This window comes from Ewingella sp. CoE-038-23 (genome assembly GCF_040419245.1).
GTDB lineage: Bacteria > Pseudomonadota > Gammaproteobacteria > Enterobacterales > Enterobacteriaceae > Ewingella > Ewingella allii.
In genome coordinates, this window is sequence record NZ_JAZHOH010000001.1 from 1718196 (window position 1) to 1733323 (window position 15128).

General features: G+C 55.8%; 14 protein-coding genes. 10 read left to right on the forward strand and 4 right to left on the reverse strand.

Translation table 11 applies throughout. From position 1 onward, the window contains the following. Window positions 1-263 precede the first annotated feature (263 nt). Both V2154_RS08110 and V2154_RS08115 read left to right on the forward strand, forming a co-directional pair. Window positions 264-572, forward strand: coding sequence for a putative quinol monooxygenase (locus V2154_RS08110; RefSeq protein ID WP_353501790.1), 309 nt, complete (start codon window positions 264-266; stop codon window positions 570-572). Then, entirely contained in the window at window positions 569-1570 is a 1002-nt protein-coding gene (locus V2154_RS08115) for a Gfo/Idh/MocA family protein (RefSeq protein ID WP_353501791.1), read from the forward strand. Before V2154_RS08110 ends, V2154_RS08115 begins: the two co-directional genes overlap by 4 nt. A 57-nt stretch (window positions 1571-1627) precedes the next feature. Here V2154_RS08115 and V2154_RS08120 read toward each other — a convergent pair whose 3' ends face one another. Continuing rightward, entirely contained in the window at window positions 1628-2623 is a 996-nt protein-coding gene (locus tag V2154_RS08120) for a helix-turn-helix domain-containing protein (protein ID WP_353501792.1), read from the reverse strand. A gap of 125 nt (window positions 2624-2748) precedes the next feature. On the opposite strand from V2154_RS08120, the gene V2154_RS08125 reads away from it, so the two are divergent. The 7 genes from V2154_RS08125 (at window position 2749) to V2154_RS08155 (ending at window position 11889) form a co-directional block, all read left to right on the forward strand. Then, a complete protein-coding gene (locus tag V2154_RS08125) occupies window positions 2749-4251 on the forward strand; it encodes an MFS transporter (protein ID WP_353501793.1) in 1503 nt (500 codons plus the stop codon). Between the two features lie 267 nt (window positions 4252-4518). Further along, the gene (gene bglF / locus V2154_RS08130; protein WP_353501794.1) at window positions 4519-6420 is read left to right on the forward strand and encodes a PTS beta-glucoside transporter subunit IIABC; all 1902 of its coding nucleotides are present in this window, start codon (window positions 4519-4521) and stop codon (window positions 6418-6420) included. Window positions 6421-6435: 15 nt separating this feature from the next. Next, window positions 6436-7833, forward strand: a complete 1398-nt coding sequence (locus V2154_RS08135) for a glycoside hydrolase family 1 protein (protein ID WP_353501795.1) — start codon at window positions 6436-6438, stop codon at window positions 7831-7833. Between the two features lie 152 nt (window positions 7834-7985). After that, window positions 7986-8837, forward strand: a complete 852-nt coding sequence (bglG, locus tag V2154_RS08140; protein WP_353501796.1) for a transcriptional antiterminator BglG — start codon at window positions 7986-7988, stop codon at window positions 8835-8837. Window positions 8838-9230: 393 nt separating this feature from the next. Next, entirely contained in the window at window positions 9231-10712 is a 1482-nt protein-coding gene (gene ansP / locus V2154_RS08145) for an L-asparagine permease (RefSeq protein ID WP_185687915.1), read from the forward strand. Between the two features lie 164 nt (window positions 10713-10876). After that, the gene (locus V2154_RS08150; protein ID WP_353501797.1) at window positions 10877-11074 is read left to right on the forward strand and encodes a hypothetical protein; all 198 of its coding nucleotides are present in this window, start codon (window positions 10877-10879) and stop codon (window positions 11072-11074) included. Continuing rightward, window positions 11074-11889, forward strand: coding sequence for a hypothetical protein (locus V2154_RS08155; RefSeq protein WP_353501798.1), 816 nt, complete (start codon window positions 11074-11076; stop codon window positions 11887-11889). Before V2154_RS08150 ends, V2154_RS08155 begins: the two co-directional genes overlap by 1 nt. A gap of 31 nt (window positions 11890-11920) precedes the next feature. Here the strand turns inward: V2154_RS08155 and V2154_RS08160 are convergent, their stop codons facing one another. The 3 genes from V2154_RS08160 to V2154_RS08170 all read right to left on the reverse strand — a co-directional run bounded on the left by V2154_RS08160 (window position 11921) and on the right by V2154_RS08170 (window position 14512). Next, window positions 11921-12610, reverse strand: coding sequence for a fumarylacetoacetate hydrolase family protein (locus tag V2154_RS08160; protein WP_353501799.1), 690 nt, complete (start codon window positions 12608-12610; stop codon window positions 11921-11923). Window positions 12611-12720: 110 nt separating this feature from the next. Further along, on the reverse strand, window positions 12721-13626 hold the full coding sequence (locus tag V2154_RS08165) for a helix-turn-helix transcriptional regulator (protein WP_353501800.1): 906 nt from the start codon (window positions 13624-13626) through the stop codon (window positions 12721-12723). Between the two features lie 94 nt (window positions 13627-13720). Then, the gene (locus V2154_RS08170; protein WP_353501801.1) at window positions 13721-14512 is read right to left on the reverse strand and encodes an SDR family NAD(P)-dependent oxidoreductase; all 792 of its coding nucleotides are present in this window, start codon (window positions 14510-14512) and stop codon (window positions 13721-13723) included. Between the two features lie 165 nt (window positions 14513-14677). Between V2154_RS08170 and V2154_RS08175 the strand changes: the two genes are divergently transcribed. Further along, a complete protein-coding gene (locus tag V2154_RS08175; RefSeq protein ID WP_185687911.1) occupies window positions 14678-15127 on the forward strand; it encodes a winged helix-turn-helix transcriptional regulator in 450 nt (149 codons plus the stop codon). Window position 15128 lies beyond the last annotated feature (1 nt).

The following is a 15128-nucleotide window of genomic DNA, read 5'->3' on the forward strand; positions in this document are numbered from 1 at the left end:
AGTGTGAGTGGTGTTTTAAAGCGCGCACTATAGCAGCAACGTCACAAAACTCACCTGATTTTTTCATAATGTTTGTCACGAGCAATCGATTGCGTTCAAAAAAGGAACAAACAGACTCTGTTACTTTAAATAATGCCCTGAAGTGGTGAGAATTTTATTAATTCGCACTATTTTGGTGAGCAGATTTTTATTATAAAGAGCCGCGTTACCCGCATCTCGCTCTTTGCATTACCTGCCAATCTTTATCAAACCCCGGGGAAAATATGTTTATACAAGGACATTTTGTTAACGCTGAGATCCGCATCAAAGAAGAGGTGGATATTAACCTGGCCCTGGCCGCTATTGAGCAATTTTGCGCCGACATGAACAGCGAGGCCGGTTGTTCATTCGCCATGGCATTGCAGGATAAACAGGACTCACGCCGCATCATTCTCTGGGAACGCTATGAAGATGAAGCCGCGTCGCAGCGCCATTTCGACGAGGCCCATACACAGCGCTTTATCCATTCCGGTCTGACTGAGTTTGTACAGGCCACCCTGTGCCAATTGCCGGTCAAGGAGCCAGTCGCATGAGCCACACGAAAACGTTGAACTGGGGCCTGCTGGGCACCAGCTTTATCTCCGGCATTATGGCCGAAGCCATTGAAAAGCATGACGGCTCGACCCTCTACGCCGTCGCGGGGCGCTCACCGAAAGGGCTGGAGGAGTTCTTAAACCAGCACCCGACGCCAACTCAGTATGACAATTACGACGCACTGATTAACGACCCCGCCGTGGACGTGGTGTATATCGGCCTGCCAAACCATATTCACCATGAATATGTGATGAAAGCCGCCAACGCCGGTAAAGCCATTCTGTGTGAAAAATCGCTGTCAGTGACCATGGCGGACACCGACGCCGCCCTTGCCGCTGTGGAAAGCAACGGGGTGTTCTTCCTCGAAGGCTTGATGTACTTAACCCATCCTTTCGCCAGCAAAATTGCCGAAGTGATTGCCAGCGGCGAGCTGGGCGAGGTGCGTTCTATCAACGCCAGCTACTGCGCGTCCATTGCCCAGTTTGTCAATCCGGGCAGCAAAGGGGCTATCTACAACCTCGGCTGCTACCCGGCGTCGCTGATCCATTTAGTGATGCAGAGCGCCAGCGCGGATGGCACCTGCCCGGCGTGGGAGCTGACGGCCCACGGCCGCCGCAATCTGGGTGACGGCAACATCGGCGAGACGGCGGCAACCATTCAGTTCGCCAACGGCGCGCTGGCGCAGCTGCACTGTGCGGAAGATTACGGTATGTTCTGGGCGTTTTCGGTCGCAGGTAGCAAAGGGCGGATGGAAATCATCTCCAACCCGTGGCTGCCAGAGGCGCAGGCCAACGTGATCCGCGTTTTGCCGTATGAAGGGGAAGAGCAGCGCCACGAGGTGAGCGCCGACGGCGACGCCTTCCACTATCAGGTTCGCGCGGTGTGGCAGGCGCTGCAAAACGGCGAGAAAGCCTTGGCTCGCCCGGCGGTTCGCCCGCAGGACTCCCGCCAAATCATGCAGTTGCTGACCGAGTGGGAAAACAAAACCGTCTGCTGATCGGCAAGAAGAATTATGATTCAGGCGCACTCCTGTGCGCCTTTTTTATGGCTAAAGCTAAATGGCTGTCCGATCGCTGAATTGCTGGCGAAAGCGCGTCGGCGTGGTGCCCAGGCGCTGGCGAAAATGGTGGCGCAGCGTCTCCACCGAGCCAAACCCGGCTTCTTCAGCCACCCGTTCAATGCTGACCGTGCTGCTCTCCAGCAGGGCGCAGGCGTTTTCAATTTTTACGCTGAGCATCCATTCCCCCGGCGTGGTGCCGGTGGCGTCGTGAAAACGGCGCAGGAAAGTGCGGCGGCTCATTCCCGCCTCGGCGGCCAGTTGTTCAATCACCAGCGGCGTGTTCAGTCGGGTGCGCAGGCTGTCTAACAGCGGCGAGAGGGTTTTGCCCGGCAGAATCGACACCGGCTGGCGCAGATATTGGGCCTGATTGCCTTCGCGATGGGTTGAAGTGACCATGCGCTGGGCCGTGCGATTCGCCACCTGCGCGCCATAATCACGGCGAATCAGATACAGACAGAGATCCACGCACGCCGCGCCGCCGGACGAGGTGATCAATCTGCCTTCATCGACATAAATGACGCCGTGCTGTACCTGAACTTGTGGAAACTGCCGCGCCAGTTCCTCGGTGCTGTTCCAGTGGGCGGTGGCTTTTTTACCATCCAGCAGGCCAGTGGCGGCAAGGATAAAGCTCCCCGCACAGATAGAAACAATCCGCGAACCCTGCTGGTAGGCGCGTTGCAGCGCGGCAACCAGCTGCGGGGACGGCGCTTCATGCACGCTGCGCCAGCCGGGGATCACAATGGTTCCGGCGTCTTCCAGCAGCTCCAGCCCGCCGTCTACCGTCAGGCGCACGCCACCCTGCGCGCCAATGGTGGTGTCTTCCACCGAGGCGACGTCCAAATCATAGAGAGGCGTGCCGAGTTGGTCGTCGACGCGGCCAAAGGCCTCTATCGCCGTGCCAAACTCAAAGGTGCACAGGCACTCATAGGCCAGCAGCACCAGTCGGCGGTTAAAGGGAGCATGCGAATTGGAGGGTGTGAAAGCAGTCATGGCGGGCCTTAGATGAATAGTGGCTAAAGTTGGCACAATATTGACGATACATGGCATCCGTGCCAATTACCACCACGCCTACAATCTTCCATACTGGGCCAACTTAACGTTTGGGTAGGAAGAGTATGAGCACGCCAACAAACACTAAAAATACGCTAGCGCTGGTGGCGGTCTGCCTCGCGGCGCTGATGTCGGGGCTGGAGATCTCCAGCGTGCCGGTGATTTTACCGGTGCTGGAGCAGCAGATGCACGCCAGCTTTAAAGACCTACAGTGGATCATGAATGCCTACACGCTGGCCTGTACTTCGGTCTTAATGGCGGTGGGCACGCTGGCGGACCGTTTCGGCCGTAAGCGCGTCTTTTTGGTAAGCATCGCGGCCTTTGGAATCACCTCGCTGATGTGCGGGCTGGCGGCCACCGCGCCCTGGCTTATTTTCGGCCGCTTCTTACAAGGGCTGAGCGGCGGGGCGATGCTGACCTGCCTGATTGCCATTCTCTCCACCCAGTTCCCACAGGGCAGAGCGCGCAGCACGGCCTTCGCCGCGTGGGGCGTGGTGTTTGGCTTTGGGCTAGGGTTCGGGCCGATTATCGGCGGCGGGTTGGTGGCACTCTTTAGCTGGCAATGGGTATTTCTGGTACACGTGTTTATCGCCGTTGTGACACTGTTTTTAGCCTTGAACAATGTGGTGGATTCACGGGATCCGCAGGCCAAAAAGCTGGATATTGGCGGGCTTGTGACGTTGTCACTTGCGGTGTTAGGCAGTACCTGGTTGATAACACAGGGAAGTACCCTCGACTGGCAAGGCAGTTTGGCCTATGGGCTGGTGGCGCTGACCCTGCTGAGCGCGCTGCTGTTTGTCTGGATTGAGCAACGCCATCCTCACCCGATGTTTGATTTTTCGGTGTTCCGCATTCGGCCATTTTCCGGCGCACTGATGGGCTCTATTGGCATGAACTTTAGCTTCTGGCCGCTGATGATTTACCTGCCGGTCTACTATCAGGTCGGGCTGGGTTATAGCAGTCTGGCCACCGGCGTGGCGCTGCTGGCCTACACGTTGCCGACGCTGATTATGCCGCCGCTGGCCGAGCGATTAGTGGCGAAGTTCGGCGCGGCGCGCTTTATCCCGCTGGGGTTGTTCACCCTCGGGGCGAGTTTTATGTTGATGAAAATCGCTGCCGCCAACGGCTGGACGCTGCTGCCCGGCGCACTGCTGGCGGGGGCTACGCTGGGGCTGATTAATACGCCGGTGACCAATACCACTACGGGATCGGTACCGGGCAACCGGGCGGGGATTGCCTCGGGGATTGATATCAGCGCGCGGCTTATCACGCTGGCAATAAATATCGCGCTGATGGGCAGCCTGCTGGTGGCAGGCATCGCCGCCAGCCTGCGGGAGAATAGTGCGGTGAATATGGCCTCGGGGGAACTCTACGCGCTGGCCGAGCGAGTGGCGGCGGGAGCGGAATCCGCGACGCTCAACGCAGGCATTCAGCAGGCGCTAATTGACGGCTTTGGCCTGCTGCTGCTCTACGGCGCGCTGGGCGTCTGGCTGCTGGCGCTGGCAAGTTACCTGCTGTTCAACGGGCGCAAGGGCTGCCCGCACGAACTGCCGCAGTCGGTGCCTTAATTCGCCTCTGCCGGGGTGGGTGAAATATGAACCCGATCACAATTACCCGCTCCGGTTATTTTTCCCCCTTGTAACTTTGAATAGTTCGCTAGAGACTCAGGGCTAGAAAACAGGATTGTTACTGTTCATCAGGCAAAACCTAAACTTTCTGCTTCTTCACCCCCGCCGGTGCAAGAGACAGCAAGTTTAGGTTTTTTTTTGGCCTTTACTCAGGTGCTTAGCGATTCGCCTCTGCACGGCGCAACCACATCAGAACGAGATAAGATAATGGAATATAAGGTTTTAGCGGATGAAATCCTCTCAGGAGTGGGTGGACGGGAAAATGTAAAAAGCGTGGTGCACTGTGCCACTCGCTTGCGGTTCAAGCTTAAGGACAGCGGCAAGGCCAGTGCCGAAACCCTGAAACTCAACCCCGGCGTGATTATGGTGGTGGAGAGCGGTGGGCAGTTTCAGGTAGTCATTGGCAATCATGTCGGCGAGGTATTCGACGCGCTGGCGATGAAAGGGGAAGAGTCTGGCGACGCCGCCAGCAATAACGGCGTGAAAGAGAACATCTTTGCGCGCTTTATTGATGTGATTTCCGGCATTTTCACCCCGTTTATCGGCATTTTGGCAGCATCCGGTATTTTGAAAGGCTTCTTGTCGCTGGCGCTGGCCCTCGGATGGATGAGCAGCGACAGCGGCGGCTACAAGGTGTTGTTCGCCGCCAGTGATGCCTTGTTCTATTTCTTCCCTATTATTCTGGGCTATACCGCCGGCAAGAAGTTTGGCGGTAACCCTTTCATTACTATGGCGATTGGTGGCGCGATGACTCACCCGTTGATGATTGCCGCCTTTGACTCCTCACTGGTCGCCAACAGCGTGGCGCTGGATTTCTTCGGTATCCCACTGACTTTTATCAACTATAGCTCCTCGGTTATCCCGATTATTTTCGCCGCGTGGGCCTCCTGCTGGCTTGAAAAACGCATCAACCCAAGGTTGCCGAGCGCGATTCGCAACTTCTTCACCCCGCTGGTTTGTCTGGTGGTGATCGTGCCGCTGACGTTCCTGTTGATTGGGCCGACGGCCACCTGGGCGAGCCAGCAACTGGCTAACGGATATCAATATATTCATGGCGTTAGCCCGCTGGTTGCCGGTCTGTTCGTCGGCGCGTTTTGGCAGGTTTGCGTGATTTTCGGCCTGCACTGGGGGCTGGTGCCGATGATGATCAACAATCTCAGCGTGCTGGGCCACGACACCCTGATGCCGCTGGTGCTGCCCGCCGTGATGGGGCAAGCCGGGGCCACGCTGGGTGTGCTGCTGCGCACCAAAGATCTTAAACTCAGGGGCATCGCGGGTTCGGCATTTAGCGCCAGTTTGTTTGTGATCACCGAACCGGCGGTGTATGGCGTGACCCTGCCGCTGCGCCGTCCCTTTATCTTTGGCTGCATCGGCGGCGCAATCGGTGCCGCCGTGCTGGGCTTCTACCACAGCACCACATACTCCTTCGGCATGCCCAGCGTGTTCACCTTCGCGCAGATGATCCCCCCGACGGGCTTTGACAGTTCAGTGACGGCGGCGCTGGTCGGTGCCGGTTTCGCTTTCGCCTTCGCCGCCGTGGCAACCTGGCTGTTTGGGCTGTCCGCCAAGGCCGCGCCGCCAGCCAAAGAGAGCAGTGAAGCCGCGACTCCGGCTTCACCGGCAACCTCCGTCACATCTTCCCCGGTGCGCAGCAAAGAAGCACTTTTTAGCCCGCTGGCTGGCCACTGTATTGCGCTCAGCGAGGTGAAGGATGCCACTTTTGCCAGCGGCATGTTGGGCAAGGGGACGGCGGTTATTCCACAGACTGGGCGAGTCGTTGCACCCTGCGACGGCACGCTGGTGTCGCTGTTCCGCACGCATCACGCCTTAGGGATTCAGAGCCGCGATGGCGCCGAAATACTCATTCACGTCGGCATTGATACGGTGAAACTCGATGGCCGTTTCTTCACCCCGCGCGTGCAGGTGAATGACGAGGTAAAGCAGGGAGACTTGCTGCTCGAGTTCGATTTACAGGCCATCGCCGACGCGGGATATGACCTGACGACGCCGATAATTATCAGCAACAGCGATGATTATCTGGACGTTATTGCTTCAGCCATCGGCCAGCAGGTGGCGGAGCAAAGCCCACTATTGTCACTTTTACGCTAATCAAAGGAGAGACCAATGACTCAACGTTTTCCAGACGGGTTTTTATGGGGCGGGGCCGTAGCCGCAAATCAGGTGGAAGGGGCCTATTTGGCGGATGGCAAAGGGCTGTCCACCTCGGACCTCCAGCCGCAGGGGATCTTCGGCGAGATAAAGCAGCGCTTGCCGGGTGATTTTGGCATCAAAGACAAGGCCATTGATTTTTACCATCGCTTCCCCGAAGACATCAAACTGTTCGCCGAAATGGGCTTCACCGTGCTGCGTACTTCGATTGCCTGGACGCGTATCTTCCCGCAGGGAGATGAAACGCAGCCCAATGAAGCCGGATTGGCGTTCTACGATCGGCTGTTCGATGAGATGAAAAAGTACGGCATTACGCCGCTTGTGACGTTGTCACACTACGAAATGCCCTATGGTTTGGTGGAAAACTACGGCGGCTGGGGCAACCGTAAAACCATAGATTTCTTCGAAAATTATGCCCGTACGGTGTTCGAACGTTATCAACATAAAGTGAAGCACTGGCTGACGTTCAACGAAATTAATATGTCACTGCACGCGCCCTTTACCGGCGTCGGGCTGGCGGCGGACAGTAGCAAACAGGCGATCTATCAGGCAATCCACCACCAGCTGGTGGCCAGCGCCCGCGCGGTAAAAGCCTGCCATGAGATTGTTGCAGGCGGCCAAGTCGGCAATATGCTGCTGGGCGGCACGCTGTATCCCCTGAGCTGCAAGCCTGTCGACGTGCTGGAAACCCAGCAGCAGAACCGCGACTGGCTGTTCTTTGGCGATGTGCAGGTGCGCGGTTATTACCCGGCTTACATGAAACGTTTCTTCAAACAGCATCAGATTGAGCTGGACATCACCCCTGAGGATATCGCGACGCTGAAGCATACGGTGGATTTTATCTCCTTCAGTTATTACATGACCGGCTGTGTCACCACCGACCCGCAGCAGAATCAGGCGGCGCGCGCCAATATTCTCAATATGGTGCCCAACCCGCACCTCGCTAGCTCTGAGTGGGGCTGGCAGATTGACCCGGTCGGTCTGCGCTACTTGATGAATGAGTTGTACGATCGCTACCAAAAACCGCTGTTTATCGTCGAAAACGGGCTGGGCGCGCGCGATCAAGTTGAAGCCGACGGCGGCATCAACGACGACTATCGTATTCAATACATCAATGACCATCTGGTGCAGGTGCGCGAAGCCATCGCCGATGGCGTGGAAGTGATGGGCTACACCAGCTGGGGACCTATCGATCTGGTGAGCGCTTCTAAGGCGGAATTCTCCAAACGCTACGGTTTTATTTACGTGGATTGCGACGATCAGGGCAAGGGGACGCTGGAACGCCGCCGCAAGAAAAGCTTCTACTGGTATGCCGATATTATTAAAAACCACGGTGCCACGTTAAAAGCCTAACCCGCGATCCTTATCACGTTTGCGCCGCGCTCTGATTGAGAGGATGGCGAGAACTGGTAAAGTTCGGTTCTGGATTGTTACTGCTTTGGCAGGCAAAACCTGATCACTTCTCTGCGGAAGGGGTCAGGTTTTTTGTTTTTCAGGGGAAGGCAATGGAAATCACCAAAATACTCAATAATAACGTGGTGTTAGTGCTCGACCCACAGCATCGGGAACAGGTCGTGATGGGCCGGGGATTGGCGTTTCAGAAGCAGGTTGGCGATCGGGTTGACGATAGCAAAGTGGAAAAAGTCTTTGCGCTGCAAAGCGATCAACTGGTGGCGCGGCTCTCGGAATTGCTGAGCCACATTCCCATGGAGGTGATGACCACCTGCGACCAGATCATCCAGCTTGCCAGCCAGCGATTGGGGAAATTGCAGGAGAATCTCTATGTTGCGCTGACCGATCACTGCTATTTCGCGCTGGAACGGCAGAGGCAGGGCGTGCCTCTGAGCAACGCGCTGCTGTGGGAAACCCGGCGGCTCTACCCGAAGGAGTTCGCGCTGGGCGTCGAGGCGTTAGCGATTATTGCCAGTCGGCTGGGCGTCAGGCTGCCGGACGACGAGGCGGGATTTATCGCGCTGCACCTGGTCAACGGGCAGCTGGATGGCGATATGTCGCAGGTGAAACAGATCACCAAGGTGATGCAGGAGATCCTACATCTGGTGAAATATCAGCTAAGGCTGGAGTATGACCAGGAGGCGCTGAGCTACCACCGTTTTGTCACTCACCTGAAGTTTTTCGCCCAGCGAATGTTCAGCCACGCGCAGGTGCCGGACGACGATGTCGCGCTCTATGTCGCGGTTAAAGAGAGCTATCCGCAGGCCTGGGGCTGTGCTGAGAAGATCAGTCTCTTCCTCGCCGCCACCTATCAACGCGCATTGAGCAAGGAAGAGATGATGTACCTTTCCATCAACATCGAAAGGGTGCGCAAAGAAAGTTGTGGAACCAAAACCGCCGAGTGACAACTCATAAAGCATAAAGGCCCGCCAGCGCGGGCTTTTTGTCTGGTGACACCAGTAGCGGCCAGAATAAGCCATTATCAATCGGCTATTTTTGCGGCATTTATACCTAGGACTCTTCTTAATAATCCATCCATAAGGCGATTTTCCTCACACTTAGAGATAGGTTTTTTTTGCCTCAAATGCACAATACAGGTAGCATCCACCGCCGTTAATACTCTCAATCCAGCACTCCACAGCAGGGTTGGCTGCTGCTTTCACGTAAGTCAGTTCACCGAGTATTTTCAGTTAGGCTAAAAATAATAGAGCGGAACACACCGCGTAAGCGTCAACATCTGCAACCGTTTGCCTGTTGGGAGAATTCAGGCTGCGGGCATTTTTGGAGAACAGGAAAGAATGCGATTACATAGAAAGTCCGCTGAGGCGAAACAGGCCGCTAAGCGACGTTGGTTGGATTCACACGAAGACGGATATCACAAGAGTATGGGCAATCGTCAGGTTCAGATGATTGCCATTGGTGGTTCTATCGGTACCGGTTTATTCCTAGGTGCAGGTGCGCGCTTACAAATGGCGGGTCCGGCACTGGCAATTGTCTACGCGGTCTGCGGTATTTTCTCTTTCTTCATCCTGCGCGCACTGGGCGAATTGGTTTTACACCGTCCAACCAGCGGCAGCTTCGTTTCCTACGCCCGTGAGTTCTTAGGCGAAAAAGCCTCCTACGTGGCGGGCTGGATGTACTTCCTCAACTGGGCAATGACCGGCATCGTGGATATCACCGCCGTGGCGCTCTATATGCACTATTGGGGCACCTTCGGTGATGTACCGCAGTGGATGTTCGCCCTTGGCGCACTGGCCATCGTCGGCACCATGAACATGATTGGCGTGAAGTGGTTCGCCGAAATGGAATTCTGGTTTGCGCTGATCAAAGTGGCGGCCATCGCGCTGTTCCTGATTGTCGGCGTGGTGGTGCTGGGCACCGGCAAAGAAGTGGCGGGCGGCTCAACCGGCCTGCACCTGATCACCGAAAACGGCGGCATATTCCCGCACGGCTTGCTGCCTGCCTTAGTGCTGGTGCAGGGCGTGGTCTTCGCCTTCGCCGCCATCGAACTGGTCGGCACGGCGGCGGGTGAAACTAAAGATCCTGAAACTATTCTGCCGAAAGCCATTAACAGCGTTATCTGGCGTATCGCGCTGTTCTACGTCGGATCCGTGGTGCTGTTGGTGCTGCTGCTGCCGTGGAATGCCTATCAGGCAGGCCAAAGCCCGTTCGTGACCTTCTTCAGCAAGCTGGGCGTGCCTTACATCGGCACCATTATGAATATCGTGGTTCTGACCGCAGCGCTGTCGAGCCTCAACTCTGGCCTGTACTCTACTGGTCGTATCCTGCGTTCCCTGTCGATGGGCGGCTCCGCGCCGAAGTTCATGTCTAAAATGAACGCCCAGCAGGTGCCTTACGCTGGGATCCTGGTGACCGTGGCAATCTACATCATCGGCGTGGTGCTTAACTACTACGTGCCGTCGCAGGTGTTTGAAATCGTGCTGAACGTCGCGTCGCTGGGTATTCTTAGCTCTTGGGCATTCATCATCGTTTGCCAGATGAAGCTGCGTAAAGCCATCAAAGAGGGCAAGGCGAAAGAGGTGTCTTTCAGAATGCCTTGGGCGCCGGTGACCTCTTGGCTGACCTTAGCCTTCCTGGCGGGCGTACTGGTGCTGATGGCCTTCGACTACCCGAACGGTACTTACACCGTCGCCACTATTCCGGTACTGATTCTTCTGCTGGTGCTGGGCTGGTTTGGTCTGCGTAACCGCGCCAAAGAAGTCAAAGCCGAGCAGGCCGCGCATGAAGAAGCGCACCATGCCGGCGAAGCGAAAAGCTAATTCCTTTTCCCACTGACCGAGCAAACTCAGGAGCACAGCATCGCGCTGTGCTCTTTTTTTACCTGTAAGTTCAACCAGTAACTAATCCGAAAACCCCCGCCATACCGTGCTTTGCCGTCTTTCTTGACTACACTCTATCTTTCTTAAACCAAAATGGAGGCAATATGCTGAAAATCGTCATGCGAATATTTTCCAGTCCTGAGCAATTTTTAGGGCTGTTTAGTGCGAATGACATTCAGGAAACTATCGAGGAGGGTGAGCGTATTCTGATTGATGAAAACGGCATCGCGTCTGTGAATCCTGCCAACGAGCAGGTGCAGCAGGACTTCACCCGTCACGTCAAAAAGATGAGCGTACTTTAATGGCAACAGCAGTATTTATGGTTTTAATGGTGTGCGGCTACTGGTACACCACGCGCAACGTTTCCACGCGCTTTAAACTCAAACGCACCTTTGGCTGGGATGTCTATTTCCTGGTCGCACTGTACGGCTGCATTTTCGTTTTGCAGGGCGTAATAGTGATTGCGTTGGTTTATCTGCTGCTGTGGGGCATTTCCATTGGTATTAACCATTTGCCGGAGATGCGGGCGATTCCCGAGCACGTGCATTACCACCGCGACTTCATTAACTGGAGTTTCCTGGGTATTCAGGCACCCGTGGTGATTATGCTTTGCGTGTCAGTGATGCTCTGTCTGATCCGCACCACCTGGTCGCCGGGGCTGAGGCTGAACACAGCCGGGCGCAGGCAGCTTTATAAGCAGTTGACCAGCGCCAACGGCGTCGAAGGGATTTTGTATCAGTGCATGGAACAGGGCGACATGGTGTATATCACCCTGAACTCGCATCGGGTATATATCGGCATGGTGCATACCGCGCGCTGTGAAACCTCGTCATCAGATAACGTAGTGGTTATCCCGATGATCAGTGGTTTTCGCGATCGCGACACCCAGCAGTTGGTGGTGGAGCATAACTATGCGGCTTACTACCAGAAGCACTGGATAACCCCGGTGTCTGAGCCGAATAACGCGTTGAATTTCCGCAAGGTGATTTTGCTCAATCAAATTGAGTCACTTTCACTGTTCGACACGGCGACGGCCTGTGGTTTTGAGAAGTTGGCACCCATCGTGGAGCGCACTTTAGAGGAGAAAGCGCCCGGTGACCGGACGCCAATAATTTAACACCTTTGATTTAACAACAAGCCAGCCTTTATCAGACGAGGGTGAAGCTGAACGTCCCGATGTTTTTGATACCGCCAGTCACCACATCGCCGCGTTTGATTTCACCTACGCCTGCCGGGGTCCCTGTGAAAATCAGGTCGCCGGGTTGCAGTTCAACCGCCTCAGACAGCAGGCTGATCACTTCCGGCACTTTCCAAATCAACTCACTTAGATGGCCGTTCTGGCGCTCTTCACCGTTCACGCTCAACCAAATAATTCCTTTCACCGGATGTCCCACCTTACTGACCGGCAGCAGCGGGTTGGTCGGCGCAGAGGCGTCAAAGCCTTTGGCTAAATCCCAAGGACGTCCCGCCTTTTTAGCTACGGATTGCAGGTCGCGACGGGTTAAATCGACACCCACCGTGTAGCCCCACACGTGGTCTAGCGCGTTGTCCACGGCGATATTTTTGCCGCCAACGCCAATCGCCACCACTAACTCCACTTCATAATGCAGCAGCTCAGTCTGTGACGGATAAGGCACGTTGCCGCTGGCTGGGATCACCGCATCCGCCGGTTTACTGAAGAAGAAAGGCAATTCACGGTCAGGATCGTGGCCCATTTCGCGGGTGTGCGCGGCATAGTTCTGGCCGACGCAGTAAACGCGGCGTAATGGGAAGCGTGCCTCTTCACCTTCAATCGCCAGAGACGGCGTGGTGGCAGGGGGAAATACGTAATCAGTCATATTGTCTTCCTTCGGTTTATGGCGATGTCTGAGTTGCAGTGTCGCGTAAAACCGCCAAGTTGAAACTGGACAGATCCATGCTGTTTTTGGACAAAAAGAGGATATCGGCGTTAGAAGTCAGTCGGCGACTGGCGGAACTTGCCCGGCGGCACGCCGTGGGCCTGGCGGAAGCGCCGTGAGAAGTAGGCGTCGTCGGTATAGCCGCACTGGCGGGCTATCTCGGCAATGCTCTCACTGCTAGTGGTGAGCTTCATACGCGCCAGCCGCATCCGCCGCTCCAGCACCAGCTCGGAGAAGGTTTTGCCGATAGTTTTGCGCAGCAGGTGGGTCAAATAGTTAGGAGAAATAAAGGCCGCGGCGGCGGCATCGGTCAGGTTCAGCTGTGGGTCTGCCAGCTGGCGGCGGATATAGCGCAAGGTGCGGTTGAGCGCCGCCTGCTGTCCGCGTTTCTCGGCGTTACGCGCCGCCATCTCTTGCAGCGGCTGCTGATAACGATGACACACCAGCCCGAGCAGTTGCAGCAGGTAGCCGCGCAGGCGCAGATCATCGCCAAACTCCCGCTGGCGGTCGCACTGGCGCATCTTCTCCAGCAGCAAGGTTATCTCGGCAAAATCCTCTTCGGACATCACAAAGTCGAGATACTCCTGAAAGCGAAACGGCGCTAATTCCGGCACGTCAGCCAGCGGAATGTCGTCTAAATCCAGCGTGTCCATGGCGGTATTGCGCAGCAAAAAGGGCGCAGAAATGTTGATCACCATCGAGCGGCCATCCTCGGGATGAGGAATGAAATGCAGGCGGTGCGGCTGAATAAAGGCCAGCGTGCGATAGGTAAAGGGGCGAATGGCGCCGCCAATGTGCTGGACGCTATCCGTGCCGCAGTTGAGCTGGATCTGGAAGTAGTCATGTCGGTGTGGCTGCATTAACGCCGGGCGTTCGGACTGATCGCGGATATAAAAGTCAGGGCGGTCGCTGCGCTGCGACATTCCATAAGTCACGCTGGTGGCGGGGGCTGGCATACTTCACATGTCCGAATGACGTTAACGGAATGTTATATTTGCAAAGAGTAAAGCGGATGACCAGCGAATTTGTTCGCCAGCCATCCTGCGGCTGTTAGCGAGTGTAACGGGCGCCCGGCGTGGAGTGGGCGAAGTTGGTCAGCAGGCCAATGCGCGTCGCTTCATGGTCAGTCCACAGCTTTTCATCCTGCAGCGGCGGGATAGTAACTTTCTCTTTAAGGTCAAAGCCGACAAGCGCGGCGTCAACCAAATCAGCCACTTCCATCACCCCTTGCAGGTCGTCCACGTTCTGACCCGCGTGGTCCCAAATCTCAGTTCGCGTCGCGGCTGGCAGCACGGCCTGCACGTACAGACCTTGCTGTTCCAGCTCGCTTTGCAGCGTCTGTGAGAAGGTCAGCACAAAGGATTTCGAGGCGGTATACACCGCTTTATTCAGCTCAGGGGCGAAGGCCATCACCGATGAAATGTTAATGATCGCGCCATCTTTGTGTTTCAGCAGGCCGTCCAGCGCCACGCGGGAAAGACGAGCCACCGAGGTGACATTCAGGCGAATCAGATGATCAATCGACTCAACGTCGGTCGAGCCAAAACCGCCCGGCGTGGTGGAACCCGCGTTATTCACCAGCAGAGAAATCTCCGGGTGTTGGCGGATGAAATCTTCCACGCGCAGCAGGTCGTTATGCTCAGTCAAATCGGCGGCGATGATCTCCACCTGAGTGCCTGCCGCGCGCAGCGGCTGCGCCACATTTTCCATGCGTTTGGCATTTCGGGCGACCAGCACCAGGTCATAGCCACGTTTCGCCAGGCGATCGGCGTAAACCGCACCAATGCCGGTGGAAGCGCCGGTGATTAAAGCAACGGGTTTGTGTTGAGTTGATTGCGACATTTGGGTGTTCCTTTTCAGTGTTTGGGTTGGTTTAATTATTAAACTAGATGCATTTGTACGGCAGGTGGTTTTATAATGCAACCAGATTTTTAAGCAGGGCACATTTTGCTACTCGGCCCTGTTCATAGAGAACAGTTTGCAGAGAACAGCTAAGAGAGAACGGCAATGAAAAGAACCCGAATGGATGACAGCGTCTGCCCGGCCACACGTTCGCTGGATTTGATTGGCGACTGGTGGACCTTGCTTATCGTGCGCGATGCGATGATTGGCTTAACGCGCTTTAGCGAGTTTCAGCGCAGTCTGGGCGCGGCGAAGAATATCCTCAGCACGCGGCTGAAATCGATGGTGGCTGAAGGGATTTTGCGTATTGAACCCGCCGCCGACGGATCGGCGTATCAGGACTATGTGCTGACGGAGAAGGGTAAAGCGCTGCGCCCGATCATGGTGGCGTTAAGCCAGTGGGGAAGCAAATACCTGTTTGACGAGAACGAACCTTTCACCGAAATGGTGGATAAAGAAACCCGCCAACCTTTGCAAACCATAGAGCTGCGTTCACAAGATGGGCGGGTTTTAAGCTATGACGAGATCACGGCCATTCAGCCGCAGAAAAAATAAC

What these genes read in the sequence shown, in the direction of transcription:
- V2154_RS08150 (WP_353501797.1), top strand. Translation starts at nt 10,877, where the DNA reads ATGCTGAAAATCGTCATGCGAATATTTTCCAGTCCTGAGCAATTTTTA.
- bglG (WP_353501796.1), top strand. Translation starts at nt 7,986, where the DNA reads ATGGAAATCACCAAAATACTCAATAATAACGTGGTGTTAGTGCTCGAC.
- V2154_RS08170 (WP_353501801.1), bottom strand. Translation starts at nt 14,512, where the DNA reads ATGTCGCAATCAACTCAACACAAACCCGTTGCTTTAATCACCGGCGCT.
- V2154_RS08120 (WP_353501792.1), bottom strand. Translation starts at nt 2,623, where the DNA reads ATGACTGCTTTCACACCCTCCAATTCGCATGCTCCCTTTAACCGCCGA.
- ansP (WP_185687915.1), top strand. Translation starts at nt 9,231, where the DNA reads ATGCGATTACATAGAAAGTCCGCTGAGGCGAAACAGGCCGCTAAGCGA.
- V2154_RS08125 (WP_353501793.1), top strand. Translation starts at nt 2,749, where the DNA reads ATGAGCACGCCAACAAACACTAAAAATACGCTAGCGCTGGTGGCGGTC.
- V2154_RS08175 (WP_185687911.1), top strand. Translation starts at nt 14,678, where the DNA reads ATGAAAAGAACCCGAATGGATGACAGCGTCTGCCCGGCCACACGTTCG.
- V2154_RS08135 (WP_353501795.1), top strand. Translation starts at nt 6,436, where the DNA reads ATGACTCAACGTTTTCCAGACGGGTTTTTATGGGGCGGGGCCGTAGCC.
- V2154_RS08160 (WP_353501799.1), bottom strand. Translation starts at nt 12,610, where the DNA reads ATGACTGATTACGTATTTCCCCCTGCCACCACGCCGTCTCTGGCGATT.
- V2154_RS08110 (WP_353501790.1), top strand. Translation starts at nt 264, where the DNA reads ATGTTTATACAAGGACATTTTGTTAACGCTGAGATCCGCATCAAAGAA.
- V2154_RS08155 (WP_353501798.1), top strand. Translation starts at nt 11,074, where the DNA reads ATGGCAACAGCAGTATTTATGGTTTTAATGGTGTGCGGCTACTGGTAC.
- V2154_RS08115 (WP_353501791.1), top strand. Translation starts at nt 569, where the DNA reads ATGAGCCACACGAAAACGTTGAACTGGGGCCTGCTGGGCACCAGCTTT.
- bglF (WP_353501794.1), top strand. Translation starts at nt 4,519, where the DNA reads ATGGAATATAAGGTTTTAGCGGATGAAATCCTCTCAGGAGTGGGTGGA.
- V2154_RS08165 (WP_353501800.1), bottom strand. Translation starts at nt 13,626, where the DNA reads ATGCCAGCCCCCGCCACCAGCGTGACTTATGGAATGTCGCAGCGCAGC.